Annotated in this window: 20 protein-coding genes and 5 pseudogenes; 18 read left to right on the top strand and 7 right to left on the bottom strand. The window is 68.7% G+C overall.

Annotation, left to right across the window (positions count from 1 at the left end):
• Nucleotides 1–24: 24 nt before the first annotated feature.
• A pseudogene (locus ACFYQA_RS15145) lies at nt 25–747 on the top strand (IS3 family transposase); the annotation flags it as partial.
• A gap of 116 nt (nt 748–863) precedes the next feature.
• Here ACFYQA_RS15145 and ACFYQA_RS15140 read toward each other — a convergent pair.
• Nucleotides 864–1,727: a fumarylacetoacetate hydrolase family protein gene (locus ACFYQA_RS15140; protein WP_388219608.1), complete on the bottom strand. Its 864-nt coding sequence runs from the start codon at nt 1,725–1,727 to the stop codon at nt 864–866.
• Between the two features lie 354 nt (nt 1,728–2,081).
• On the opposite strand from ACFYQA_RS15140, the gene ACFYQA_RS15135 reads away from it, so the two are divergent.
• The 10 genes from ACFYQA_RS15135 (at nt 2,082) to ACFYQA_RS15090 (ending at nt 14,499) form a co-directional block, all read left to right on the top strand.
• Nucleotides 2,082–2,843 carry an SDR family NAD(P)-dependent oxidoreductase gene (locus ACFYQA_RS15135; RefSeq protein ID WP_388219611.1) on the top strand — a complete coding sequence of 254 codons (762 nt, stop codon included), beginning with the start codon at nt 2,082–2,084 and terminating at the stop codon, nt 2,841–2,843.
• Nucleotides 2,844–2,932: 89 nt separating this feature from the next.
• On the top strand, nt 2,933–3,757 hold the full coding sequence (locus ACFYQA_RS15130; protein WP_388916809.1) for a phytanoyl-CoA dioxygenase family protein: 825 nt from the start codon (nt 2,933–2,935) through the stop codon (nt 3,755–3,757).
• Nucleotides 3,758–4,054: 297 nt separating this feature from the next.
• A complete protein-coding gene (locus ACFYQA_RS15125; protein ID WP_388916807.1) occupies nt 4,055–5,104 on the top strand; it encodes an ABC transporter substrate-binding protein in 1,050 nt (349 codons plus the stop codon).
• 9 nt (nt 5,105–5,113) lie between these two features.
• Complete coding sequence (locus ACFYQA_RS15120; protein WP_388916805.1) at nt 5,114–6,907, top strand: ABC transporter permease; 1,794 nt, start codon at nt 5,114–5,116, stop codon at nt 6,905–6,907.
• A 13-nt stretch (nt 6,908–6,920) separates the two neighbouring features.
• On the top strand, nt 6,921–8,111 hold the full coding sequence (locus ACFYQA_RS15115) for an ABC transporter ATP-binding protein (protein ID WP_388916802.1): 1,191 nt from the start codon (nt 6,921–6,923) through the stop codon (nt 8,109–8,111).
• A 155-nt stretch (nt 8,112–8,266) separates the two neighbouring features.
• Complete coding sequence (locus ACFYQA_RS15110) at nt 8,267–9,028, top strand: GntR family transcriptional regulator (protein ID WP_388916799.1); 762 nt, start codon at nt 8,267–8,269, stop codon at nt 9,026–9,028.
• A gap of 157 nt (nt 9,029–9,185) precedes the next feature.
• Nucleotides 9,186–10,235 (top strand): cupin domain-containing protein, encoded by a 1,050-nt coding sequence (locus tag ACFYQA_RS15105; RefSeq protein WP_388219624.1) that lies wholly within the window; start codon nt 9,186–9,188, stop codon nt 10,233–10,235.
• Nucleotides 10,236–10,265: 30 nt separating this feature from the next.
• Entirely contained in the window at nt 10,266–11,486 is a 1,221-nt protein-coding gene (locus tag ACFYQA_RS15100) for an FAD-dependent oxidoreductase (protein ID WP_055592268.1), read from the top strand.
• 1 nt (nt 11,487) lies between these two features.
• A complete protein-coding gene (locus ACFYQA_RS15095; protein WP_388916795.1) occupies nt 11,488–12,471 on the top strand; it encodes an ABC transporter substrate-binding protein in 984 nt (327 codons plus the stop codon).
• 48 nt (nt 12,472–12,519) lie between these two features.
• The gene (locus ACFYQA_RS15090) at nt 12,520–14,499 is read left to right on the top strand and encodes an FAD-dependent oxidoreductase (protein ID WP_388916792.1); all 1,980 of its coding nucleotides are present in this window, start codon (nt 12,520–12,522) and stop codon (nt 14,497–14,499) included.
• A 266-nt stretch (nt 14,500–14,765) separates the two neighbouring features.
• On the opposite strand, the gene ACFYQA_RS15085 is transcribed toward ACFYQA_RS15090, so the two are convergent.
• Nucleotides 14,766–14,975: an integrase core domain-containing protein gene (locus ACFYQA_RS15085; protein ID WP_388219633.1), complete on the bottom strand. Its 210-nt coding sequence runs from the start codon at nt 14,973–14,975 to the stop codon at nt 14,766–14,768.
• A 170-nt stretch (nt 14,976–15,145) separates the two neighbouring features.
• Nucleotides 15,146–15,639, bottom strand: a pseudogene (locus ACFYQA_RS15080) (alcohol dehydrogenase catalytic domain-containing protein); the annotation flags it as partial.
• Between the two features lie 181 nt (nt 15,640–15,820).
• Here ACFYQA_RS15080 and ACFYQA_RS15075 point away from each other — a divergent pair.
• From ACFYQA_RS15075 to ACFYQA_RS15065, 3 genes and pseudogenes are all read left to right on the top strand, one after another.
• A pseudogene (locus ACFYQA_RS15075) lies at nt 15,821–16,057 on the top strand (transcriptional regulator); the annotation flags it as partial.
• Between the two features lie 17 nt (nt 16,058–16,074).
• Nucleotides 16,075–16,803, top strand: coding sequence for an SDR family NAD(P)-dependent oxidoreductase (locus ACFYQA_RS15070; protein ID WP_388916789.1), 729 nt, complete (start codon nt 16,075–16,077; stop codon nt 16,801–16,803).
• A 468-nt stretch (nt 16,804–17,271) separates the two neighbouring features.
• Nucleotides 17,272–17,718, top strand: a pseudogene (locus ACFYQA_RS15065) (rhomboid family intramembrane serine protease); the annotation flags it as partial.
• 314 nt (nt 17,719–18,032) lie between these two features.
• On the opposite strand, the gene ACFYQA_RS15060 reads toward ACFYQA_RS15065, so the two are convergent.
• A complete protein-coding gene (locus ACFYQA_RS15060; RefSeq protein ID WP_388916787.1) occupies nt 18,033–19,460 on the bottom strand; it encodes an IS1380 family transposase in 1,428 nt (475 codons plus the stop codon).
• A gap of 285 nt (nt 19,461–19,745) precedes the next feature.
• On the opposite strand from ACFYQA_RS15060, the pseudogene ACFYQA_RS15055 reads away from it, so the two are divergent.
• The 4 genes and pseudogenes from ACFYQA_RS15055 to ACFYQA_RS15040 all read left to right on the top strand — a co-directional run.
• Nucleotides 19,746–19,994: pseudogene (locus ACFYQA_RS15055) on the top strand (transposase family protein); the annotation flags it as partial.
• A 466-nt stretch (nt 19,995–20,460) separates the two neighbouring features.
• The gene (locus ACFYQA_RS15050; protein ID WP_388916784.1) at nt 20,461–21,897 is read left to right on the top strand and encodes an NAD(P)-binding domain-containing protein; all 1,437 of its coding nucleotides are present in this window, start codon (nt 20,461–20,463) and stop codon (nt 21,895–21,897) included.
• A gap of 490 nt (nt 21,898–22,387) precedes the next feature.
• Nucleotides 22,388–22,897, top strand: coding sequence for a transposase family protein (locus tag ACFYQA_RS15045; RefSeq protein WP_388916781.1), 510 nt, complete (start codon nt 22,388–22,390; stop codon nt 22,895–22,897).
• A gap of 132 nt (nt 22,898–23,029) precedes the next feature.
• Nucleotides 23,030–24,022, top strand: a complete 993-nt coding sequence (locus ACFYQA_RS15040; protein ID WP_388916778.1) for an LLM class flavin-dependent oxidoreductase — start codon at nt 23,030–23,032, stop codon at nt 24,020–24,022.
• Nucleotides 24,023–24,053: 31 nt separating this feature from the next.
• Here the strand turns inward: ACFYQA_RS15040 and ACFYQA_RS15035 are convergent, their stop codons facing one another.
• From ACFYQA_RS15035 to ACFYQA_RS15025, 3 genes are read right to left on the bottom strand one after another with little or no spacing between them, the layout of a single operon-like run.
• Nucleotides 24,054–24,365 (bottom strand): hypothetical protein, encoded by a 312-nt coding sequence (locus tag ACFYQA_RS15035; RefSeq protein WP_388916775.1) that lies wholly within the window; start codon nt 24,363–24,365, stop codon nt 24,054–24,056.
• On the bottom strand, nt 24,362–24,694 hold the full coding sequence (locus tag ACFYQA_RS15030; RefSeq protein ID WP_388916772.1) for a transposase: 333 nt from the start codon (nt 24,692–24,694) through the stop codon (nt 24,362–24,364). Before ACFYQA_RS15030 ends, ACFYQA_RS15035 begins: the two co-directional genes overlap by 4 nt.
• A gap of 49 nt (nt 24,695–24,743) precedes the next feature.
• Nucleotides 24,744–24,875 (bottom strand): hypothetical protein, encoded by a 132-nt coding sequence (locus tag ACFYQA_RS15025; RefSeq protein WP_388916770.1) that lies wholly within the window; start codon nt 24,873–24,875, stop codon nt 24,744–24,746.
• Between the last annotated feature and the right edge of the window lie 76 nt (nt 24,876–24,951).

The following is a 24,951-nucleotide window of genomic DNA, read 5'->3' as shown; positions in this document are numbered from 1 at the left end:
GGGCTCTAAGCGGTTACGGAGGAATTCACCAAGTCCGGCGGCACCTACGGATCTTTGAAGATCTGGATCACGCTGGTGCGTCAGGGCTGGCGGGTCTCGGTGAACACCATCGCAAAGCTCATGGCCGAGCTCGGCCTCGTCGCCCGCAAGGTCCGCAGGCGGAGCGGGCTGACCCGGCCCGGGAAACGGCCGGCGAGCCCGGACTTCGTGCACCGCGACTTCACCGCCGAGGAGCCCGACCTGGTCTGGTGCGGGGACATGACGGAGATCGTCACCGGAGAGGGCAAGCTGTATCTGGCCACGGTCATCGACCTGTTCTCTCGGCGCCTGCTGGGCTACGCGATGGGCGCCCGCCACGACGCCGACCTGGTCGTCGCCGCGCTGCACATGGCCGCCGCGACCCGCAGCGGGGACGTCCGTGGCGTGATCTCCCACAGCGACCGCGGCAGCGAATACACCTCACGGAGGTTCCGCCGGGCCTGCCGCAGGCTGGGCGTCTTCCGGTCCATGGGACGCGTCGGCTCCTGCTTCGACAACGCCGTCAGCGAGGCGTTCAACAGCGTCCTGAAGGTCGAGTACGTCCACCGGCACACCTTCACCACCCGCACCGAGGCCCGGATCAGGATCGCGACCTGGATCACCGACTTCTACAACACGCGTCGGCTACACAGCGTGTGCGGGTTCAAAAGCCCGATCGACTACGAACACGACCACCGAGCCGCCCTCACCGAGGAGCTGGCTGCATAGGAAGGGCTCCACCATCCGAGGGGATTGACAGTTGCGGCGGCCGGCTTCCCGGGCCGGTGCCCGCCGCGGCGTCACGGCTCCCTGGCCGCTCGCGGCGGGGCCCCGGCCCCGGGGAATCAGTTCGCGCCGCGGCCCAGGCGGGAGACGTACGGGAGTGCGCCGTCGGCAGTCACGCCCACCTCCAGGCGTCCGACCTTCTCGACCTCCATGGCGATGCGGTCGCCGTCGGCCAGTGGGCCCACGCCTTCCGGGGTGCCGGTGGCGATGACGTCGCCGGGCATGAGGGTCATCACGGAACTGGCGTACTCGATGAGCCGCGGCACGCTGTAGATCATCAGGGAGGTCCGGCTGTGCTGACGCGACTCGTCGTTGACCCAGCAGCGCAGTTCCAGGTCGTCGGGGTCGCCGACCTCGTCCCTGGTGACGACGAACGGGCCGATCGGAGTGAAGGTGTCGAAGGACTTGCGGGTGGAACGGTCCTCGGTCGAGCGGATGGTGATGTCCAGGACACAGGTGTAGCCGAAGACGTAGTCGAGTGCCTCCTCCCGGCTCACGTTGCGGGCCCGCCTGCCGATGACGACTCCGAGTTCGGCCTCCTGGTCGGTGCGCACGTCGCTGTAGGGGAGCCTGACGAGTTCGTCCGGGCCGATGACGGAGGACGCGGCCTTCAGGAACAGACCCCACTCGGCGATGGTGTTCGGGTTGTTCATCTCGGCCACGTGCGCCCGGTAGTTGGCCGGCGCGCCGATGATCTTGTGCGGCCGGGGCAGGGGGGCGGACCAGGCCACCTTCTCCGGGTCGATCCGGGGGGAGTCGCGCAGTGCCTCCGGGGCGGCAAGGACGTGACCGAGGTTCTGCTCCAACAGCCGTTGCAGCGGGCCCTGTGGTGTGTCGGGGCCCGGGACCAGGTCTGTCACATCGATAACTTCCGTGTCCGTCGAGACCGCGAGGCGGTTCCCGTCGAAGACTCCAAGACGCATCTGCGCCTCCTTCTCTTCCGACCCTTGAACGGTCGGCTCCGGCGGTGAGGCGGCCGCAGGGCGGGGGTGCGACCGAAGCCCTGAAGATTCATCCGCTGATCAGTATGACTGGAGGATAGGGCCGGTCGACAGGGGGCGCAATGGCGCTGTCGAGGTCCTTTTGGTCGACAGAAAAGGGCTGGAAGGCCCTTGAAAGGGTTGCTGCACACCTCTGGTGCGACCGCGGGGAGCCATGTACGTTGCAGCTCATTCATCCGGAGAAACGGATGACCGAATTTCTTGTCGGGTCGATGCGAGCCGCGTCGACCGCATCGACCGACCTTTGCCCGTCCTTCCTTCCAAGGGGGTGACCGCATGCTGGAAAAGTCCGGATTCGACGGCCTGGGAGTCGTCGTCACGGGAGCCGCCGCCGGAATCGGCGCCGCGACCGCCGAGGTGCTCGGCGGACTCGGTGCGCACGTCCTGGCCGTCGACATCGACGCCGACGGTCTGACCGAACTCGCCGCACGTCTGGCCGGTTCGGGTGCCGCCTGCACCGTTGTCGAGGCCGACCTCACCGACCGGTCCGACGTGGAGCGGATCCCCCGGGCGGTGGACGATTCCGGGATCGTGATCAAGGGGCTGGTCAACAACGTCGGGGTCAACAGCCGGCGTTCGATCCAGGACCTGGACCCGGAACAGTGGGACCGGGACCTCGCCCGCAACCTCACCAGTGCCTACCTGCTCACCCGGGCACTGCTGCCGGCGCTGCTCGCGGCACCGCGCGGCGGGTCGGTCGTGAACGTCTCGTCGACACACGCCCTGGCCGCCAACCCGGCGGCGCTGGGCTACGCCACCACCAAGTCAGGACTGCTGGGCTTCACCCGGCAGTTGGCCGCCGAGTTCGCGGACCGCGGTCTGCGGGTCAACGCAGTCTGTCCCGGACTGACGATGACCACACGGATCGCCGACCGGGGCATCCCGCAGCCGCAGGAACGCCTGCGGGACCGGCTCCTCGGCGGCAGGTTCGCCGAGCCCGAGGAGGTCGCGAACGGTATCGCGTTCCTCGCCTCGGACGCCGCCTCGTACATCACCGGCGTGACCCTGCCGATCGACGGCGGCTTCACGGCCCGTTGACCCGGGCGGTCGCATGCGGCTTCACCGCCCGTCCACCCGGGCGGATCCCTTCGGCACAGCCAGAACCCCACCAGAGAGAGGTGTGTTCCATGACCACAGCGACGACCGGGACCCTGCTACCCGGCCAGGTCGACGGCTACCGCCAGAACGGCTTCCTGTTCCCGCTGGATGCCATGACGGCCGATCAGGCGGCGTCCTACCGTGCGAAGCTGGAGGCGTTCGAGGCCGAGTACGGCGAACGCGGCTCGGCCATCCTGCGCTCCAAAGCCCATCTGGTGCTCCCCTGGGTCAACGAGCTGATCCGGCTGGAGCCCGTACTGGACGCGGTCGAGAGCGTTCTCGGCCCCGACCTCTACTGCTGGGGCTCCTCCTTCTTCATCAAGAACCCGCACCACCCCGGATATGTGGCCTGGCACCAGGACGCCCCGTTCTCCAGCATCCCCAAGGGCGGGGAGATCATCACCGCCTGGATCGCGCTGGCCCCGAGCATCGTGGAGAACGGCTGCCTGAAGGTGGTCGCCGGCACTCACACCAAGGAGGCCGAGCACACCTTCAACAGCGACGGCTCCAACATGCTCTCCCAGGGGCAGGAGATCGCCGTCGAGGTGGACGAGAACGACGCCACGCTGATCCAGCTCCGGCCCGGGCAGTTCTCGCTGCACCACCAGTTCATCTTCCACGGCTCGGGGCCGAGCCACAGCGACGAGCGGCGCATCGGCATCGCCGTCCGCTACATGAAGCCCTTCGAGCGAGAGGAGGAGGGCACCACCGAGACCGCCACCCTGGTACGCGGCAGCGACCCGTACGGAACCTTCGTCCCCGAACCGGTACCGACCGCCGACATGGCCCCCGAGTCCGTCGCCTACCTCGACGAGCAGCTGGTCAGCCGGCACGGAGACCGCTACCGCAAGTGACCCACCGGGCGGGGCTGCCGCGCCGTACGGCACAAGCCCCGCAGGGACCGCCCAGCCCGTTCGCGTGAGCGCCGGCCGCCCGGGGCAGTCCCGCCCCGCGCGTGTCCGCCGCCCTGTCCCGCCCTTCCCGCACGCGTCAGCAGTGGGACGGACGGGGCCACCGCCCCCCACTCCCCCCACCTGCCCCCCGAGCGATGGTGCCGGCTCCGTCCTCCGCGACGAGCACGCCCGAACACGGCGCGGCACCGAAAGACCGATACCGGCTGTGAAACAGCCTCGCGACGAGAGGTATAGAACATGGAGTACCGCCCGCACCGGACCGGTGTGCTCACCCTGGCCGTCCTCGCCTCCCTGGCTGTGCTTACCGCCTGCGGAAAAGGCGGGCCGGGGGTGAAGGCCGGCGAGGTCGCCACCACCGGTGAGACCCTGGTGGCCGCGGCCGCGAAGGAGGGCCAGGTCGTCTTCTACTGTTCCCTCACCCCCGCCTCGTGCGAAGCACTGGCCAAGGGGTTCGAGAAGGAATACCGGGGAGTCTCCGTCAAGGTCCTCAGAGCGACCAGCCCCGACCTCTCGGCGCGGTACGCGACCGAGAAGAAGTCGGCGGCCGAAACCGCCGACGTCATCCTGCACGCCGATGTCCCGTTCATCCAGACGGCCCTCAAGGAAGGGCTCGTCACGTCCTTCAAGGACGCCGGAATGCTGCCCGCCGACCACCCCGAGAAGTGGCTCCTCGACAGCGAGGGGATCGCCGGCACGCCGTACATCGTCGACGCCCTCGGCATCGGCATCAACACCGACCTGGTGAAGCCTCAGGACCGCCCGAAGACCTGGGCCGACCTGGGCGACCCCAAGTGGAAGGGCAAGATGAACGGCCCGCACAAGGACGGCTCCGGCTACGCCACCTACTACGGCACCATCGACGACCACGTCGACGGCTTCCTGGAGAGCCTGAGCAAGCAGGAGATCTTCCCCGACCCCGGCGGCATGGTCAGCCTGACCGAGTCGCTGGCCGCCGGTCAGTACGCGATCCAGAGCGTGGCCAGCAAGGCCGCCATCGACAACGCCAAGGCCAAGGGCGCGCCGGTCGACATCGTCTTCCCGGAGCCCGGCGCCACGGGACCGGCCTTCGCCTACACGCTCAACCCCGAGCCCGGCCATCCCAACGCCCAGAAGCTGTTCGCCGACTACGTCCTGTCCGAGAAGGCCGGCCAGGCGCTGCACGGCGCCAACAGCGCGATAGCCGCGCCCCAGGTGGAGACCGAGTTCGAACTGCTGCACCCCAACCTCGAGTACTACCGGCCCGCCAAGGTCGAAGAGGTCGCCAAGATCCTCAACGGCGGCAGGTGAGCGGGCACCATGAGCGAGAACTCCGTCATCGACGCCGAGCGGGCCCCCGCGTCCGCCGGCCCGCCGGATGTCCCGGTGCGCCCCCTGAGCGCTCCACGCCGCAAGGCCTCCCCCACCGCCTTCCGTCTCGTCGTCCTGCTGGTGGCGGCCGGAGTGGCGCTGCTGATCGGCTATCCCCTGGTGCGGATCGTCCTCGGTCTGGTGTGGGTGGACGGCACACTGACCTTCTCGGCCGTCTCCGAGACCCTGGCCCTGCCCGGACTGGGTGACACCCTGCTCGACACGTTCATCGTGACCGGCAGCTCCGTCACGCTGGCCCTGGTCATCGGTTCGGCCTTCGCCTGGCTCAACGAGCGGACCGACGCCCGGATGGGCGTCCTCACCGACGTGCTCCCCGTCGTCAACTTCCTGATGCCCGGCATCGCGACGGCGGTGGGCTGGCTGCTGCTGATGTCCTCGGACGCCGGATACGTCAACAAGGTCATCCGCGCGGTGGCCAACGGGGTGTTCGGGGCGAACCTGACCTCCGGGCCGTTCAGCGCCAACTCCTGGTACACCGTCATCGGCGTCTACACCCTCACCCTGGTCCCGTTCGTCTACCTGGTGGTCTCGGCCGGGCTGCGCAACCTCGACTCCCGGCTGGAGGAGCAGTCCCGGATGTGCGGGGCCGGTGTGTTCACGACCCTGGTCCGGGTGACGCTGCCCGCGCTGCGCCCGAGCCTGCTCAGCGCGGCCTTCCTGGCCGTGTGGTTCGGCTTCGCGGTCTTTTCGGTACCGGTGGTGCTCGCCGAGCCGGCGGGCATCCAGATGCTGTCGGTGGAGATCGTCCACCTGCTCACCTCCTCCTACCCGCCCCAGACCGGTGCGGCGATCGGGCTGAGCAGCCTGGAACTGGTGGTGCTGGGCGTGATCTGGCTGCTCCAGCAGCGGTCCCTGCGCGGCGGCCGTACGGCGGTGATGGGCGGCAAGGGATCGGGCACCGAGCGCATCCCGCTGGGCCGGCTGCGTGGGATGGCTCGGGCGGCGATGCTGCTCTACCTGTTCTGCGCCGTGCTCCTCCCCGTGGGCGCGCTGACCCTGGTCACCCTCAACGGCTACTGGGGCAACCCCTCCTGGAAGAACTTCGGCCTGGGCTCCTTCTGGTCGATCCTCACCGACCCCGCCAACCAGCAGGCGATCGTGAACAGCCTCCTGTTCGCTCTGGCCACCGCGACGGTCGCGGTCGTGATCGGCGGCGGCATCGCCTGGCTGTCGGTCCATTCCCCGGGCACCGTGGCGAAGGCCGCTGCGGCCGTGTCCAAGGTCCCGGCCGCCATCCCGCCGGTCGTCGTCGCGGTGGGCATGGTGCTGGCCTTCGCCGGAGAGCCGTTCTTCCTCGGCGGCACCGCCCTGATCCTGCTGATGGGCTTCCTGGTGGTCGCGATGCCGGAGGCATCCATCACCTCGGAGGCCGCCGCCGGCCAGGTCGGCAAGGAACTGGGGCAGGCGTCCTCGCTCTCCGGGGCCTCGCAGGGACGCACCTTCCGGTCCGTCTACCTCCCCCTGATGCTGCCGGGCCTGGCCGCCGGCTGGACCCTGATCTTCGTCCGGATCATGGCGGACGTCGAGGCCTCGGCCCTCCTGGCGAGCACCGGGACGCCGGTGATCGGCTTCCAGCTCCTGGCCATCTTCGAAGGTGGCGGCGGATACGCCGAACTGGCGGCGCTGGCCCTCTTCGTGTCCCTCGTCTCCATGGTGATGGTGGCGGTGGTCCTGAGCGCCACCTCGATGTGGCAGGCACGCAGAAACCGTCAACAGTCCTAGAAGGAGAGCCGTCATGGCGAATGTCGTATCCCTGGACACGGGAGACGTCACGGCCCGCGAGGCCGTCGCGCTCCCTCCGGCACCAGCCGCTCCGGAGCCGGCGCTCAGGATCAGGGGCGTCCGCAAGATGTACCGCCGCAGCGACGGGGAGTCGGTGCCCGCCGTCGATGACACCACCCTGGACATCCACGAGGGCGAGGTGCTGGTGCTGCTCGGTGCCAGCGGCTGCGGGAAGAGCACCTTCCTGCGGTGCATCGCCGGTCTGGAGAAGCCCGACGCCGGAAGCATCGAGAGCCGCGGGAAGATCCTTTCCTCCGCCGAGGACGGTGTCTTCGTCCCGCCCGAGCAGCGCGACATCAGCATGATCTTCCAGTCGTACGCGCTGTGGCCGCACATGACCATCTTCAAGAACGTCGCCTACCCGCTGACCACGGGCCACCACAAGGGCCTGACCCGGGAGCAGGTCCGGGAGCGGGTCATGGACGTGCTGGAGATGATGGGCATCGCGCATCTCGCGGAACAGCACCCCGCGCAGATCAGCGGCGGCCAGCAGCAGCGCGTCGCGCTGGCCCGGGCACTGGTCAAGGACTCCGGGATCGTCCTGTTCGACGAGCCGCTGTCCAACGTCGACGCCCGGGTGCGCGACCAGTTGCGCGTGGAGATCCGGGAGATGCAGAAACGCCTGGGCTTCACCGCGGTCTACGTCACCCACGACCAGGAGGAGGCGATCGGGATGGCCGACCGTATCGCCGTCATCGACCACGGGGTCGTGGCCCATGTCGCCACTCCGCGCGAGGTCTACCTCAGGCCGGCCAACCTCAGGGTGGCGCGGTTCATCGGCAAGCTCAACGAGGTGGAGGGCACGGTCACGGCCGTCCGGGGCGACAGCAGCGTCATGGTCGCCACCGCGCTGGGCGACATCGAGGCCGCCACCGGACAGGACGGCCTGCGCACCGGGCAGGAGATCGCCGCGGTCTGGCGGCCCGACCGCACGGTCCTCAACGGCGCCGACGGCGGCGGGAACTGCTGGCCGGGGACGGTGCGGACCTCGGAGTTCTACGGATCCTTCACCGACAGCCGCATCACGCTGGGGGACCGGGACCACGAGGTCATGCACTGGGCGACGGGGGACGTGCCCCTGGAGACGGGCGGCTCCGTGCGGCTCTCGGTCGCGCCGTCCGACGTCAGGGTGCTGGCGCGGTAGCCGAACGGCTGTGCCGACGACCAGAACGCCGGCGTTCCGGACGGAAGGGACTTCTTTCCTCCGGAACGTCCGCCGAGAGAATTCCATCCACCCACATGCCGGTTTATCCGGCTGTTACTATGCAGGGTTGAAATGCTCCGTGACCTCTTAGGGGAATGATGCAGCACACGCCACCCCCCGCTCCTCTGTATCAGCGAGTATTCGGGGTGATCTACCAGCGGATTCGCCTGGGTGACTACCCGGCGGGAGAAGCGCTGCCCACCGAGGACCGGCTCGTCGCCGAGTTCTCGGTGAGCAAGGCGACCATCCGCAAGGCCGTGGACGAGCTCATCGCCCGCGGACTGGTATTTCGCCGGCAGGGGAAAGGCACGTTCGTGTACGGGGACGCGGAAGAGAAGATCGGCAGTGTCTTCCGGGGGTCCCTGCTCGACCTCATCTCCGGTACGCCGCGCATGCCGCTCCATGACGTCGGGGTGGAGATCGGGGTCCGTTTTCCCGCCTCGGTCCGCGCGACCCTCGGCACCGACCGGGAGACCGGCAACGTCGTCTGGAACCGGCGTACCGCCGGCGGCACGGTGTTCGTCTACTCGATCCATTATCTGGCCCCGCAGATCGAGCACTTCGCACGGGATCCCCGCCTGCGCACCGACGGGCTGCTGGCGGTGCTGCACAGCGACGGGGTGGCCATGGAGGGAGCCGAGCAGCGGGTGTCGGCGCAGCTCGCCGACACCGAGGTGGCCCGACATCTGGAGACCGAACTGGGTGCGCCGGTGCTGTTCTCCCAGCGGATCCTGAGCTCCGCGGACGGCCCCATCGACGTACTGCACAGCTGGTACCGCGGTGATCTGTACGAATGGCGTTCACGCCTGGACATCAGGAGTGACGGTGGCGTGGTCATGGTGCCCGAGGAAAGCTGACGCCCTGCACGCCGGATAACGCAGGAACACGAGAAAGCGCACTCTTCTCCAGACTTCTGGAAAGGGTGTGCGGGTTGGACGCTGCCTTTTCCGGTGATTTCGACGACGTTTTTGATGACCCGGTACCGGGTGTCCGAATCAGAGGAGTGAAGGAAATATGACGACGGTGGAAAACCGAACCGATTCCCCGGCCGATTCACCGGCGGACCTTTACGAGAGGCTGGCCGGGGCACATGTGGTGCCGCTGTGGCGGGTCCCGGGCACGGACGCTCCGGAGCCCGAACCGGCCGAGGTCCCGCACGTGTGGCGCTGGCGGGAGCTGATCCCCCTCATGGAGGAGGCGGGCCGCACCATCGACCTGGGCAGCGAGGCGGAGCGCCGGGCGCTCAACGGCGTCAACCCCGCCCGCCAGTGGGGCACGACGCACACCATGGTTGCCGGCTACCAGTTGGTCCTGCCGGGTGAGGAGGCCACCGCGCACCGGCACACCCCCGCCGCGGTCCGGCTGATGCTGGCCGGCCGGGGGCACACCACCGTCGAGGGCGAGCCGGTGCTGATGGAGCCCGGCGACCTGGTCCTCACCCCCGGATGGAACTGGCACGACCATCGCAACGTGGGCGACGAGCCCATGATCTGGCTCGACGGCCTCGACGTTCCCTTCGTCCGCGGCCTCAACGCCCAGTTCTACGAGGACTTCGAGGACAAGCGGATGCAGCCGGCACGGGTCGCCGAGGACGACAGCGTGGCGCGGTACGGCGCCGGCATCGTACCGGCCGGCCCGCGGACCGGCCGGGCGCACTCGCCCCTGATGAAGTACTCCTACGCCGCCACCCTGGAGAGTCTGGAGCGGCTGCGGGAGTCGGAGGGCGACCCGGAGCACGGGGTCACCGTCGAGTACACCGATCCGCAGACCGGCGGTCCGGTGATGCCCACCCTGGGCTGTGCCGCGCAGCTGCTGCCGGCCGGGCGCCGCACCCGCCGTCGCCGGCACACCTCCAGCACGGTGTTCTGCGTGACCCGGGGCTCGGGCCACAGCGTGATCGGCGGCCGACGCTACGACTGGGAGCAGAACGACTTCTTCGTCGTCCCCTCCTGGACCTGGTACGAGCACGTCGCGGCGGACGGAAGCCCGGACGTCACCCTGTTCGCCATGAGCGACCGGCCGATGCTCGAACCCTTCGGTCTCTACCGCGAACAGCTCGCCTGACCCATGACGACTCCGAGGAAAGAGGTCCCCATGGCCGGCCCGGAAAGCAGGCCGCACGTTCTCGTGATCGGCGGCGGAATCGGTGGCTTCACCACAGCCCTGGCGTGCGCCAGGCGCGGTATGTCGGTGCACGTCCTGGAACGCGCGCCGGAGATCAAGGAGATCGGCGCCGGGCTGCAACTCGGCCCGAACGCCGGCCGGCTGCTCGGCGAACTCGGCGTGCTGGACAGCGTGCTGCGCACCGCCGTGCTCCCGGAACGGTTCGTGATCCTGGACGCCTACACGGGCCGGGAGATCTACCAGGCACGGTTCGGGCAGGCGCTCGCCGAGCGGTTCGGCGCGCCGTACACGGTGATGCACCGCGCCGACCTGCTCGACACGCTGCTCCAGGGCAGCCTCGCCACCGGCCTGGTGACGGCGTTCACCGGCAAGGAGGTCGTCGGCGTCGAACAGGACGCCCGCGGCGCCACCGTCACCTGCGCCGACGGGTCGACGCACTCGGCCGACGTCGTCATCGGCGCCGACGGCCTGCGGTCCGCCGTCCGCCGCGAGGTGCTCGACGACAGCGAGCCGGCCGTCTCCCGGTACGCCATCTACCGCGGCCCCGGACCCCGCCCCGAGGGGGTGGAGGACGCGGTCACCCTGTACGCGGGCGACGGGCTGCACCTGATGCAGTACCCGATCCAGGGCGGCGAACTGCTCAACAGGGTGGCCTCGTTCCGCAGCGACCGCGGTGCGCCGGGCAGCGACACCTGGGCCACCCCGGAGGAGCTCTTCGAGAAGTTCGCCGACACCTGCGACCCCGTGCGGGAGGCGCTGCACCACCTGGACCTCGGCAAGCGATGGGAGCAGTTCGACAGAAAGCCCATGCCCGGCTGGGCCCAGGGACGCGTCGCGCTGCTGGGCGACGCAGCCCACCCCATGCGCCAGTACCTCGCACAGGGCGCCGGCCAGGCCATGGAGGACGCCGTCGCGCTCGCCGCCGCCCTCGCCGACAGCCCGGACGACCCGGTCACAGCGCTCAAGGAGTACGAGGAGATCCGCTTCCCGAGGGCCGCCGCGGTGCAGCGCAACACCCGCTTCTTCGGGGAGATGGTCCACCTGGGCGGCGTCGGCGCGGTCCTGCGCGACTTCGCGTTCAGCTCCCTGACAGCGGACGACTACTCGCTCGCCGAGTGGCTCTACGGCACCGGCGGGGCGCCCGCCCCGCAGCCGCCCGCCCGGCTCGACTTCTACACCGAGGGGCGATGAAGTGACCATCGACCTGACCGTGGCCTGCGGGCCCTACGACCGCACGGCGGCGCTCGCCGACGGCCGGGTGCGCGTCCCCGGAGTGGACCTCACCTGGCTGCCCTTGAGCGCCGAGGAGATCTTCTTCCGGATGGCGCGGCACGGCGAGTTCTCCGCCTCCGAGATGTCGCTGTCCTCGTACACGCTGACGCTGGAGCGGGACCGGCCGTTCGTGGCGATCCCGGTGTTCCCCTCGCGCACCTTCCGGCACCACGCGGTGTACGTCCACGCCGACAGCGAATTCACCCACCCCGAGCAGCTCAAGGGGAAGACCGTCGGCATCCCCGAATACCAGATGACGGCCGCGGTGTGGATGCGGGGCATCTTCGACGAGCACTACGGGCTTCCGGTGGACTCGGTCTCCTACCGCACCGGGGGACTGCTGGAACCCGGCCGGACCGAGAAGCTGGCCATCCACGTCCCCGGCGTGGGCATCACGCCGATCGCGGAGGGGCAGAACCTCTCCGACATGCTGGAGGCCGGCGAGATCGACGCCCTCTACACCGCCCGGGTGCCCCGCCACTTCACCGACGGCACCCGCCGGGTGCGCCGGCTGTGGGCGGACCCTGCCGCCGCCGAGAAGGAGTACTTCGAGCGGACCGGCATCTTCCCGATCATGCACACCGTAGTGCTGCGACGCGACGTCTACGAGCGCAACCGCTGGCTCGCCAGGGCACTGACCGACGCCTTCCAGGAGGCCAAGGAACACGCCGACCGGGCGCTCGGCGAGACCGTCGCGCTGGCCGGGATGCTGCCGTGGGGCCATCTGGCGGCGCAGTCGGCACGAGACGTCATGGGCGAGGACATCTGGCCCTACGGCCTGGCGCCCAACCACGCCTGCCTGACGGCCTTCCTGCGCTACCTGCACGAGCAGGGGCTCACCGGACGGCTGCTGGCCCCCGAGGAACTGTTCGCCCCGGAGACCCACGAGAGCTTCGTCGTGTAGTGGGCGGCGCGCGAGCGCCGCATATGACCTACCCATTGGGAGACACTGATGAGCAGCGGTGAGTTCGCAACGCTTCTGAGCCCCTTCGCCATCGGTGGCAAGACGGTCCGCAACCGGATCATGCTCACCACCCACAACCCGAAGATGAGCGAGGAGCGTTACCTGCAGTACCTGGAGACCCGGGTCGCGGGCGGGGTCGGGATGGTCGGCATACCGGTCCTGAACGAGACCATCTCGACCCTGGCCTATGTCACGCCCGGCCAGCTCGACGGGATCTCCGCCCGGGACCTGGACGGCACCGCCGACCCCGAGACCGAGGAGGGCAGGGAGTTCTTCGACTCCCTCCTCCTGCCGCCGCTGCGGGCTCGCGCCGAGATCGCGCACCGACACGGGGCGCTGGTCTTCGGCCAGGTGGCCAACCGCGGCTCCATCCGGCTGCCCGAGACCTTCCAGGCGATGGTCTCGCCCAGCGGCATACCGGACCCGCACGTGCGGGCCCAGCCGCGCGAGATGACCACCGGCGAAGTGGAGCGGGTGGTGCGGCTGTTCGCCCGGTCCGCCTCGCGCATCCAGCGGGGCGGGCTCGACGGCGTCGAGGTGCACGCCACCCACGGCTACCTGGTCGAGCAGTTCCTCTCGCCGTCCACCAACCGTCGCACGGACCGCTACGGCGGCTCACTGGACAACCGGATGCGCTTCCTGACCGAGGTGCTCGAGGCGATCCGCGAGGAGTGCGGAGCGGACTTCCCCATCGGGATGCGCATCAGCGGCCTCCAGGCCCACCCCGGCGGGCTGACCACGGACGACATCGCGGCCGTCGTCAAGACCGTGGAGTCCTCCCTGGCCTACGTCAACATCACGGCCGGGACGATCGGCGCCCTGCACGACGGCGTGGTGCTCCCCTACGTCGCCTCCAGCCACTACGAGCCCGGCTTCAACGCGGACGCCGCGGCCACCGTCCGGGAGGCGGTCTCCGTGCCGGTGATCCTCACAGGCCGGATGAACGACCCCGCGCTGATGGAGGACGTGCTCCGCAGCGGTGTCGCGGACCTGGTGGGCACCACCCGCGCCCTGATCGCCGACCCGGAGTTCGTGAAGAAGACCGCGGCCGGGCGGGCGGACCGCATCCACAAGTGCATCGGGATCAACGAGTGCCACTACCCCGACCGGGTCTCCTCCTGTCCGGTGAACCCGTGGGCGGGCCGGGAGCGCGAGCTGGACGTGCCCGCTCCCACCCGGCGCAAGCGGGTCCTGGTGGTGGGCGGTGGCCCCGCCGGCCTGATGTGTGCCCGCACGGCGGCGAGCCGGGGCCACTCGGTGGTGCTGGCGGAGAAGCAAGAGACGCTGGGCGGCAAGATCACCCTGCTCTCCCGTGACCCGCACCGCCGCGAGATGGCCTCGCTGATCGACGACCTCGCCCGGGAGGTGGCGGAGGCCGGGGTGGAGGTGCGGCTCGGGTTCGAGGCGACCCCCGAGTCCGTGGCCGAGATCGCGCCGGACACGGTGGTCGTCGCCACCGGCGCGCTCCCGGCCGTCCCGGACCTCCCCGGCCTGGAGGAGACCCGCACCTACACCGCCCTGGACATCCTCGACACGGACCTCACGGAGCTGGGTGAGAACGTGCTGGTCGTCGGCGGCCTCAACGACCACCTCGCGCCGCTGGCCGCCGCCGACCTGCTGGCCGGCCACGGCAAGAAGGTCGTGCTGCTGTCGGAGTGCATCCTGCCCGGTCAGGCCGCCGAGCCGTCGATCCTGCACCTGCTGACGAAGCGGCTGCTGGAGAAGCACGTACGGATCGAGGCGCTCACCCAGCTGGTGAAGGGGGGAGCACGCCCGCAGGTGCGCAACGTCTTCTCCGGGGAGACCTCCGACATCGGCGCCTTCGACTCGGTGGTGTTCGCCACCGGCGCCGAGCCGGTCGACTTCCCCGAGACCGGCGGCGAGTTCTACCGCATCGGCGACTGCCTGGCGCCGCGACGGCTGGTGCATGCCACGCTCGACGGCGCCCGTATCGGCTCCCGTCTCTGAGGGGGCGCCGGAAGGCGGGCAGGGGCCTGGCGATCCCTGCCCACCTTCCGGCGCCGGCAGGATCAGCCCTCCGTGAGATGTCTTGGTGATGGCGACGCTGCCGGCGTCAGGCTCGAAGCTCTCCGCAGGGCGTTGGAGGTGGGGGGCGTCGGCTCGACCGGTGCTTCCCGGCCAGAGTCTTCAGCATCGACGTCTCCATGACCCACCGGAGACGGCCCAGGCGGAACTGAGCTGCCCCGAGTTTCGTGGAGTTCGCGATCGTGTGATCAAGCGGTCTGCGGAACTTGCTCCTGTCTCGTCCAGTACGCCTGTTCGTACTCGTCGGGGGGCACGTAGCCGAGGGCGGAGTGGAGCCGTTCACCGTTGTACCACGCGACCCACTGGAAGACGGTCCGCTCGACCTTGTCGAAGTGCCGATACGGACCCTGATGGTCGATCAATTCGGCCTTGAACGTGCCGTTCAAGGCCTCGGCCATCGCATTGTCGTACGAGTCCGCGACGGAGCCGACCGACGCCGAGGCGCCTGCCTGCGGCGAGATGCTCCGTATACCGAAATGGACACGTATTGCGACCCGCGGTCGCTGTGATGCATGAACCGGTCGGAGGCGGCACCGTGCCAGTGCTCTTCGCCGGGCGGGCGGCTGACGGTTTCCCCGGGGTGTGCTTCGAGGACGGTGCCGTCGCGGGTGCCGATCAGGGCGATGCCGGAGACGGCCAGCAGACCGGGCCAGAACTTCTCGCCCAGCACCTCGTCGGTGGCGACCAAGGTGCCCGGGGCGTTGGGATGCGCACGTACCCGGCCTGGCAGGTGCCCATGAACGTGCGGTCGAGGCAGTTGGACTGGGAGCCGTTACGGCAGTTGGCGCAGGTGTTGTCCGAGGTGGCGAACGAACCGATGACGAACTGGCCCGGCTTCACGGCAGTGACCTCGCTGCCGACCTCCTCGAGGAAACCGAGGTACTCGTGGCCCATCGGGTGCGGCTCGTCGACCGTGTCCAGACCACGGAAGGGCCACAGGTCCGATCCGCACACGCAGGTGACAGCGGTGCGGATGATCGCGTCGGTGGGCTGGAGGATCTTCGGGTCGTCGAGCGTCTCGAAGCGGACGTCGCCGGGGGCGTGGATCACTGCTCCGCGCATGAGGGTGGTTCCTTACGTGCTGAGGGGACGGGCAGCAGGCGCCCGCGTGAAGTCGGCCAGGGCACCCGAGTGTGCCCTGCCACTTCCGGGCAACCGCTCTTCCACACGTACAGCGAGTCACGGATGAGGGATGTACCGGCAGTACATCGCTCCGGCAGCACTCGGCCCGTACGGTCGAGACATGGACAACCGCGATGAGGTCCGCGAGTTCCTGACCTCGCGGCGAGCCAGGATCACCCCGGAGCGGGCCGGGCTGCCGGGCGGGTCCCGGTGCCGCGTGCCGGGACTGCGCAGAAGCGAGGTCGCCGCGCTGGCTGACATGAGCGTGGAGTACTACGCGAAGCTGGAGCGGGGCAGCCTCGCTGGCGGCTCTCCGGCCGTCCTGGAAGCCGTCGCCCGCGCAGCAGCCCACGACGAGCTGAGAGCGGTGCGATCGTGAGTCGGATCCTGGTGACGGGCTCTGCCGACGGGCTGGGGCGGGCCGCGGCAGACGCACTGCTGTCCGCCGGCCACGAAGTCGTGGTGCACGCCCGCAATGAGGAGCGCGCGGCCGGCATGCAGGGACTGGTCGACCGCGGGGCGGGCCTGGTCCTGGGCGATTTCGCGGATCGTGACGTGGTGCGGCGCATCGCCGCCGAACTCAACGAGGCCGCACCGCTCGATGCCGTGATCCACAATGCCGGCGTATGGAGCGGGCCTGCGGTCATGCCGGTCAACATCATCGCCCCGTACCTGCTCACGGCCCTGCTGCGCGGGCCGCGTCGGCTGGTCTACCTGAGCAGCGGCTCGCACTACCAGGGGCGGATCTTCCTCAACTGCATCGACTGGCAAGGTGACAAGCCCGGCTCGTACGCCGACAGCAAGCTGTTCCTCACCACGCTCGCAGCCGCGGTGGCCCGCCTGCGCCCCGGAGTACTGAGCAATGCCGTGGACCCGGGCTGGGTGCCCACCAAGATGGGCGGCCCCGGCGCGCCGGACGATCTCGAGCTCGGTCACCGGACGCAGGCGTGGCTGGCCTCCAGCGATGACCCGCAGGCACTGACCAGCGGCGGCTACTGGTACCACCAGCAACGTCAACAGCCGCACGCCTCGGTGCTCGACGAGAACTTCCAGGACCGTCTCCTGCACACGCTGGGCGAAGAGACGGGCACCGCCCTCGCCTGACCGGCGGCGCACGTCCACGCTGTGCGCTGCTGTATCAGGCTCCATGCGAGGGGTCTCGCCACCTTCGGCGAAGGTGGCGAGACCCCTCGCTGAGGCCGCTACCACCAGGCCGCCTCCGCCACCGAGGGAGACGTCTTTTTCCGGTCGGCGTACAGCTCCGTCAGCCTTTCGACCGCCGCGTCCTGAGTCCGATACCCGGTTTCCTCTCACTGCTTTGCCCGAGCGTCGCGAAACCGGATGGTGCAGGCGTGCGGGCCACGACTGGGCTTGAAGAAGGGGCCCATGCCGCAGGCGGGCTGACGAGCCAAGGAGCGACACCTTCCGGGGACGAGTGGACCGGCGAACCTGGTCCTGCTGACGCTCCCCTCGGTCGGCAAGGCGGGGCCTCCCGCTCGCCGCTTGCTGGCCACTTGCTGACCCAGGGCTCAGCAATCATGCATATGACCTGCACTGATGCCCACTTTTCAGATCTTCGGCAACAACGTCGAGGACCGGATGGGGCACGTGCGCTTCGCGCTGTTCTACCTCGTCTGCGGCTACGCGGCCGCATACGGATTCGCTCTCACGAACACCGACGCCACCACTCCCCTGATCGGCGCCTCGGGCGCCATCGCCGGCGTCCTGGGCGCCTACCTGGTGCTCTACCCGAGGGCGCGCGTCTGGGTCCTCGTCCCCTTCCTGATCTTCCTGCCGCTGCGGTTGCCGGCTTGGATCGTGCTGGGCCTGTGGTTCGTCCTGCAGGCGGTGTACTCGTCAGGCGGTGGCGTCACCAGCGCCGGAGCGGTGGCGTACGTGGCCCACGTGGTCGGCTTCGTCACGGGCATGCTGCTCGCCTGGCCCCTCAAGCCGGGCACTCCCCCACCGCCCGAACCGGGCGGCATCCGCTTCGGACGGCAGACCCGACGGGACTGGTAGGGCCACCCGCCAGGAGCCGGGCAGCGCAGGGAAAACCTAAATGACTTTGCATGAGTGATATTCGTATTCTCAGGCCGGCCGATGCTCCTATAGACGTCAAGCCGCAGGAGCAAGGTCGTTTTGACTGATTCGTTCGGTTGGCCTCGATTCGTCAGCGGGGTTTGGTCGCTGACCGGTCCGGCGGTTCGCCCGGAATATCCTCCCCGGCTGGAGGACGGGCCGTCGCGTGACACCGCGGGGTGCGCCGGGTTCCACGGGCCCGGAGGTGGTGGCTCCTTCTCCTTCCTGGTGATCGTCGGGGTGAGGCCGGTTCGTCAAGTGACGGCCGGAAGTTCGGTCAGCCGTTGCCAGCAGGTGGTGAATGCCTCGGCCCAGGGCCAGGACCGCTCGATCCGCAGGTAGCGGCGGCGGGCGTGTTTCGCGAGGCGGGCGGGCAGGTGGTAGAGCCGGAAACGCATGGTGTCCGGCTCGGCATCGGCCAGGTCGGCGATGTCGTGCAGACCGAGCAGGCGGACCCAGGCGTCCAGGTCGGCGGCGAGATTCGCGGCCAGCATCCACCCCTGATTCACAGCGAACGACTTCGAGGGGAGATTATGCAGGCCGAGGGCCTTGTTCGTACGCACGCGGTCTTCGACCTCGGCGTGGTCGCGGTGCAGGGCGTCGAGGAACTGCGGCTGATGGGAACCGGCGATGCCCCACATCCGGCCGATGTTCGTGGCGGTGATCGAGTAACGCCAGCCGGTCTTCTTCTCGAAGTCGGTCAGCTTGGCCACCTGCCGGCCCGAGGGCCTGACCCGGCGGACGATCAGCCGGGTGCCGCTCGGCCAGCCGGTCCGGGTGTTCAGGTCCGTCAACTCGGCCAGGAAGTAGCCCTCCTGGAGTGAGCCGTCCTGCTTCAGTGAGGTCTCCCACGCCGTCTCGGGCAGCTTCGCGATGGCCTTCTCGTCGTCCTCGGTGATCTTCCAGCCGACACTGAAGCGGACCGTGCGCCGCTTCGTGTTGAGGGCGACCAGGTGGTCCAGCAGGCCGTGGGTGGCCCCGGCTCCGTCAACGCGGACGAGGAGCTTCGCGCTGGAGGAGCGTGGGATTTGGGCCAACGCCGCGTGGAGGACACGCAGATGATCGGCGACCGTGTTCGCGCCGGCGTTGCCGGGACGCAGTTCCATGGCCAGGCACTCGTCGGTGTTCGCGCACCAGGCCGCGAGCGGGTGAAAGCCGAACGTGCCCTTGAACGTGGGTGCTGCCCGCTCCTTCTTGGACGCGGCGGTGATGATCGTGGCGTCCATGTCGATGACGACCCAGCCCTGCAGATGCCGGCCCGCGACCGTCAGCCAGGGAAACCCGCCGGGACGCAGGGCCAGCAGCGACCAGACATGCCGACGGACCTGGCGCCGCGCCTTCGCGATCAGTTTCAGGGCCGCCTCGTCCAGGGCGGCAAGGGTGCGCCGGGCGGTGGAGTCCGAGGCCGTTGGTCCGAACACGGACCGCTGGTGCAGGCCGAGTTGCTCGGCCTCGCTCAGATTCGACGCCCCCAACACGATCGCCACAGCGAGCTGCACCACCACCGTGGCGCGATCACGCCAGCCATGCCCGAGGCCAACCGGCAGCACGTCGGCCAGAGCCCCGGTCAGCCCGACCCGGTCCGCGCATCGGCGCAGCAGCACAGCCCCGGCATGCCCGACCAGCCCCTTGCCGTCGGCCCGCACACGCAGCCGACGGTCCCACCCTGTACGCTCGCTCACCAGAAAGGTGCCCTGACTCTCGTGCCGGATACGACGTAGACACTCGCATCCTTGCAGGTCAGTGGCACCTTTCTGCTATCGGGGCGTCAGTTCGGTCAATTCCGCTGAATCAGCCGGGCCAGTACAAGAGGTCCGAGGTCTTCAGATGGCTGGAACAGCAAAAGCTGCACTGACGTACCGACAGTCACAGGCACGAGCCGACCAGGCACCGACCTGTATGAGGTCCTGGAACGCCGCTGCCGCGGGGCACGACCTATGTGATCCTCGACGGCACGCCGATCGAGCACGTGCTGGGCCGACAAGGGCCACCGGAGTGCCGGCGGCACGGTCCGCACCCCGTGTTGGTGACGGCGGTAGACCCTGCCCACCGGTCAGCAGGCGATGAACCGGTCCCACGCGAAGATCCGCGCACTCGTCGAGCAGGCCATGGCCACCCTCAAGTCCTGGCGGCTCCTCCGCAAGCTCCGGTGCTCGACCACCCGGATCACCAGCCTCGTCCAAGCCGCCCTCTGCCTTTATCTGGCCGGCTCAGACCGATGGTGGAAAATCCTCCTTCACTCGGACAAGACGGAGAACCAGATTACGGATCCGCTTCCTTCTGCATCTCGGAGGAATGAGATTGCGCAGACCGGGAAGGAGCTACGGTCGGGCACATTTCCGCCAGGGCGCCATCCACCCTTTCCGCTGCGTTGCCGATGTGAAGTTCAAAGGGTGAAGGCACGCAGGGCGACGACCTTCGCGGCCAGCCCGGCGGACGACCCCGTCACACTCGGCGAGGTGACAAAGTTGCAGTTCATCCGCCGAGAGTGGGGCTTGATGCCGACCTGTAGCCGCACGGCCGGACCGGCTATCGCGGCCCGCACCTCCGACGGGTTGACGCCGTTGATTGCGACAGCAAATTAGCGCAACTGAGCCAATCCTGCTACGGTCAAAAGAAATCCGCCTCTCTGGACCGGTCGATACGTGCGGACTCTGGCGACCGGACGGCTCCGCCCTGCCCGTGAGGGTGAGTACGGGGCCACATGGCGAAAATAAAGGGACATACGTGACGAACAGAAAAAGAGTAGCGATTGTCGGTGCCGGCCCCTCGGGCATGGCTCAGCTGCGGGCCTTTGAGACCGCAGCGCGCGCAGGGGCGGACATCCCCGAGATTGTCTGTTTTGATAAACAGGCTGACTGGGGTGGCCAGTGGAACTTCACCTGGCGCACCGGACTCGACGAGTACGGCGAGCCCGTGCACTCGAGCATGTACCGCAATCTGTGGTCGAATGCGCCGAAGGAAGCGCTGGAGTTCGCTGATTACACCTTCGACGAGCACTTCGGTCGCGCCGTCTCCTCATACCCGCCGCGCCCGGTTCTGTGGGACTACATCGCCGCCCGGCTGAAGAAGACGAACGTGCGCGATTTCATCCGTTTCCAGACCGTCGTGCGCTGGACGGAATACGACGCCGAGCGTGAGGTCTTCACGCTCACGGTCGAGAATCTCCCCACCGGAGAATCGACGACCGAGGAGTTCGACCATGTGGTCGTCGCCAGCGGCCACTTCGCCTTCCCCAACGTGCCGCACTTCCCTGGCATCGAGACCTTCCCCGGGCACATCGCCCACGCGCACGACTTCCGCGGCGCGGAAGCCCTCAAGGGGCAGGACGTCCTCGTCGTCGGCTCCAGCTACTCGGCCGAGGACATCGGCAGCCAGGCGTTCAAGATGGGCGCACGCTCGGTGACGGCGAGCTATCGTTCCGCGCCGATGGGCTACGACTGGCCCGAGGGCTTCGAGGAACGCCCCGTCATCAAGCGCATCGAGGGCAACACGGTCCACTTCGCCGACGACACCTCGAAGCACATCGACGCCGTCATCCTGTGCACCGGCTACCTGCACAAGTACCCGTTCCTGCCCGACGAGCTCGCGCTGGCCTCCCCGAACAACGTGTACCCGGACGGCCTTTACCGCGGTGTCGTGTGGCAGGACAACCCGCGTCTGGCCTACCTCGGCGCGCAGGACCAGTGGTTCACCTTCAACATGTTCGACGCGCAGGCCTGGTACGTACGCGACCTCATCCTGGGCCGCGCCGAGCTGCCGTCGGAGACCGAACGCTCCGCCTCCATCGCCGAGTGGCGGGAACGTTTCGAGAAGCTTTCCTCGGACGCCGAAGAGGTCCGCTTCCAGGCCGACTACGTGCGTGATCTGCTGCGGCAGACGGACTACCCCGAGTTCGACCTCGACCGGGTCGTCGAGATCTTCCTCGCGTGGAAGCGCGACAAGAAGGCCGACATCATGGGCTACCGCGACCGTGCCTACCGCTCGGTCATGACGGGAACCCTGGCCACCGAGCACCACACACCGTGGCTCGAAGAACTCGACGACTCGATCGAGCGCTACCTCGCCGAGGGCCCCGCCAAGACCCTGCAGAACGCTGAGCGCAGCCTGGCGGCGTAATTCCCCGAGGTCGGGGGCGGAGCCCACTACGGGTCAGGGGCCCAGCAGCTCTCGCTGCGGGCCCCTGACCCGTATCCATGGGGTGGGCACAACTGGGGGATGTCGGTTGCCGGGGCCAGGGGGAGTGCGCCTTGGGTCGTGGGAGCGTGCCGTGGGCCGTGCCGGACGGCTTGTGTGTGAGGGGCGGGAATCGAGCCGCAGCCCTGTGGAGACCCTCCGCAATCGCCTCGGCATCGGCGCGGCCCGCTCAAGAACCCTGGCCCCCGTGATCCGCGCAGAACGCAACGACCACTTCCAAGGGCAGCCCTGGTCGAATACAGTGAGCAACTTGGGGCCTTCGAAAGACAGCGGACGGTAGGCATCCCGGCCAAGGGCTGCCGTGTGTCAGGCGGGCGATGCTGTCCGCGAGGTAGTGGGCAAGCAGCCAGTGCCGTTCAATGCTCGGCCGCTCTCGAGTGCTGCGATTTCCTGATACAGGCCGCTGCGGCTGATGGTTGACCCACTCACTTCTGCAAGAGTCATTAGCAGTGCCGCTTGGTGTGGTGTCCAGGACAACGGCAACGACTGGCGGTTCAGCCAAAAACACAAGGCATTCGGCGGCAACGTGCAGTTCCTGGCCGCCCCGGACGGCACCCCGCGGTGGGTCTCCGACGTCGAACCCGGCAGCGTCCCCGACAGCACCGCCACCCGCCTCCACGCCCTGCCCGCGCTGTACAAGGCGGCGGCCGACGGCCTGCCCATCCTGGCCGACAAGGGCCACACCGGCGTCGGCATCGGCATCCTCCTCCCGGTCCGCCGCCCCAAGGGCCAGCCAGAACAGGCCCTGGACGCCGGCACACGAACCACCAACAGCCTGATCCGAGGCATCCGAGCCCTCGGCGAACGCGCCGCAGCCGAACTCAAGCAGCGCTGGCGCACGCTGCAGCACATCACCATCAGCCCCAGCCGGATCGGCGACATCGCCCGCGCCGCCCTCACCCTCAACGGAATCTGGAAGTGATCAACGCCGAGAAAACGTCAGTGGCGCCGAAATATCACGGGCTTCGTCAGTGTTCCCGGATACGAGCACGGTCGGCATTCGGCGTGCCCGCTCCACGTACCGGTGTCTTTCTTTCCGAGAGGTCTGCTACCCGTGACTGTCCCACTCTCCATCCTCGACCTGGCGCAGATCGGCGAGGGCGAAACCGCCGCCGACAGCTTCCAGGCCAGCGTGACCATGGCCCAGCACGCCGAGGAATGGGGCTACCGGCGGATCTGGTACGCGGAACACCACAACATGCCGACCATCGCCTCCTCGGCGACCAGCGTGCTCATCGCGCACATCGCCGCGCATACGCGGACCATCCGCCTCGGCGCCGGCGGCATCATGCTGCCCAATCACGCACCGCTGCCGATCGCCGAACAATTCGGAACCCTGGCGACGCTGCACCCCGGCCGCATCGACCTGGGCCTGGGCCGGGCACCGGGCAGCGACCAGCAGACGATGCGTGCGCTGCGCCGCGACCCCAGGTCGGCGGACACCTTCCCGCAGGATGTGCTGGAGCTGCAGGGCTACCTGGCAGGCGAGTCCCGCATCTCAGGTGTCGACGCCACACCGGGCAAGGGCACCAACGTGCCGCTGTACATTCTCGGTTCTTCCCTGTTCGGCGCGAAGCTCGCCGCCGCACTCGGGCTTCCGTACTCCTTCGCCTCCCACTTCGCCCCGAACGCGCTGCGGGACGCCGTCGCCCTCTACCGGCGCGAATTCCAGCCGTCGGCGCAACTGGACAAGCCGTACGTCATCGCCGGCGTCAATGTCATCGCGGCGGACACGACGGAAGACGCCCAGGAGCATTTGCACGCCACGAAGCGCCACCGCGTGACCCAGATGCTCGGCCGAGGCGACCGGACGTTCACGCCGGAGGAGGCGGACATGATCCTCGAGACCCCCGCCGGACAGCAGGTCCTGCAAATGCTCCAGTACACCGCCGTCGGCAACCCCGCCGAGGTCAAGGATTACCTGGACCGCTTCACCGGGCTCGCCCAGGCGGACGAGCTGATCATCGTGTCCTCGGCCATCGACAGGAAGGCCTGGCTGAGGTCGCTGGAGCTGCTGGCGGAAATCAGCGGACAGGCATCCGCCTGACGGGCCAGGGAGCTGTCGAAAAATAGCATTGTCATGCTGGCTGACCGGCGTGGGATGATCTTGTGATTCGTGCCGGGGAGAGGTTGTTCTCCGCCCACAGGTCCTGGGTGATCCTAGGCGATCCGTAGGTCTCACCGGACTCCCGGAAGAAATGCACGATCCTGTCCTCCAGTTCCGCGCGTCTGACCTCGCGCTTCGTCGGCTCGTCCGGACGGCGCCGCCACTTGTAGAACCATGCCTCGCTCACCCCGACCACCCGGCAGGCCACCCGGTGCGGGACGCCGTGCTCGACCCTCTGGTTACCGATGAAGGCGACCAGCGCCTCCGGATCGTTCTCGGTCACTTCACCCAGAGGGCCATGCATCGCTTGAAGACATCACGCTCCATCTCCAGCTCCCGGATGCGCTTGTTCTTCTCGCTCATCTCCCGGCGCAGCCGCTCCAGCTCCTCGCGCTCGGCCTCCCGCACACGCCCGCCCGACGCGGCCGACGCGGGCCGGTCCGACGACGTCGTCCCGTTACGGCGCCACCGCGAGACCCAGCTGTGCAGGGTGCCCGGGTTGATGCCGAGCTCCTCGGCGACATCACCGACCGGCTTCCCCGTCTCGATCACGATGCGTACGGCACCCTCACGGAACTCGGCATCGTACGGCGGCTTCTTCTTGGACCCCATGAGCCCCAACTTCCCCTGCAATCACGGGCTCTACGCTACGAGGGGATGGTCAGGGTGCGACGTCCTCGATCCTTTCGTGCGGCAGACGCAGGCACAGCATCCCGGATGCCTTGGCCACATCGATCGCGGCGACTCGCTCCACCAGTTCCGCTGTCTGGTCGACCGCCCCGGACTCGTCCACCCACGTCCCCTCCCTCACACGGACCCGCCGGGCCGCAGCCACCCGCAGGGCCGTGAGGGGAAACGAGAATCTGAAC

It is taken from the genome of Streptomyces sp. NPDC005774 (genome assembly GCF_042871645.1).
In the GTDB taxonomy this organism is placed as follows: Bacteria; Actinomycetota; Actinomycetes; order Streptomycetales; family Streptomycetaceae; genus Streptomyces; species Streptomyces pratens.
This window is presented reverse-complemented; position numbering and strand designations above follow the sequence as displayed.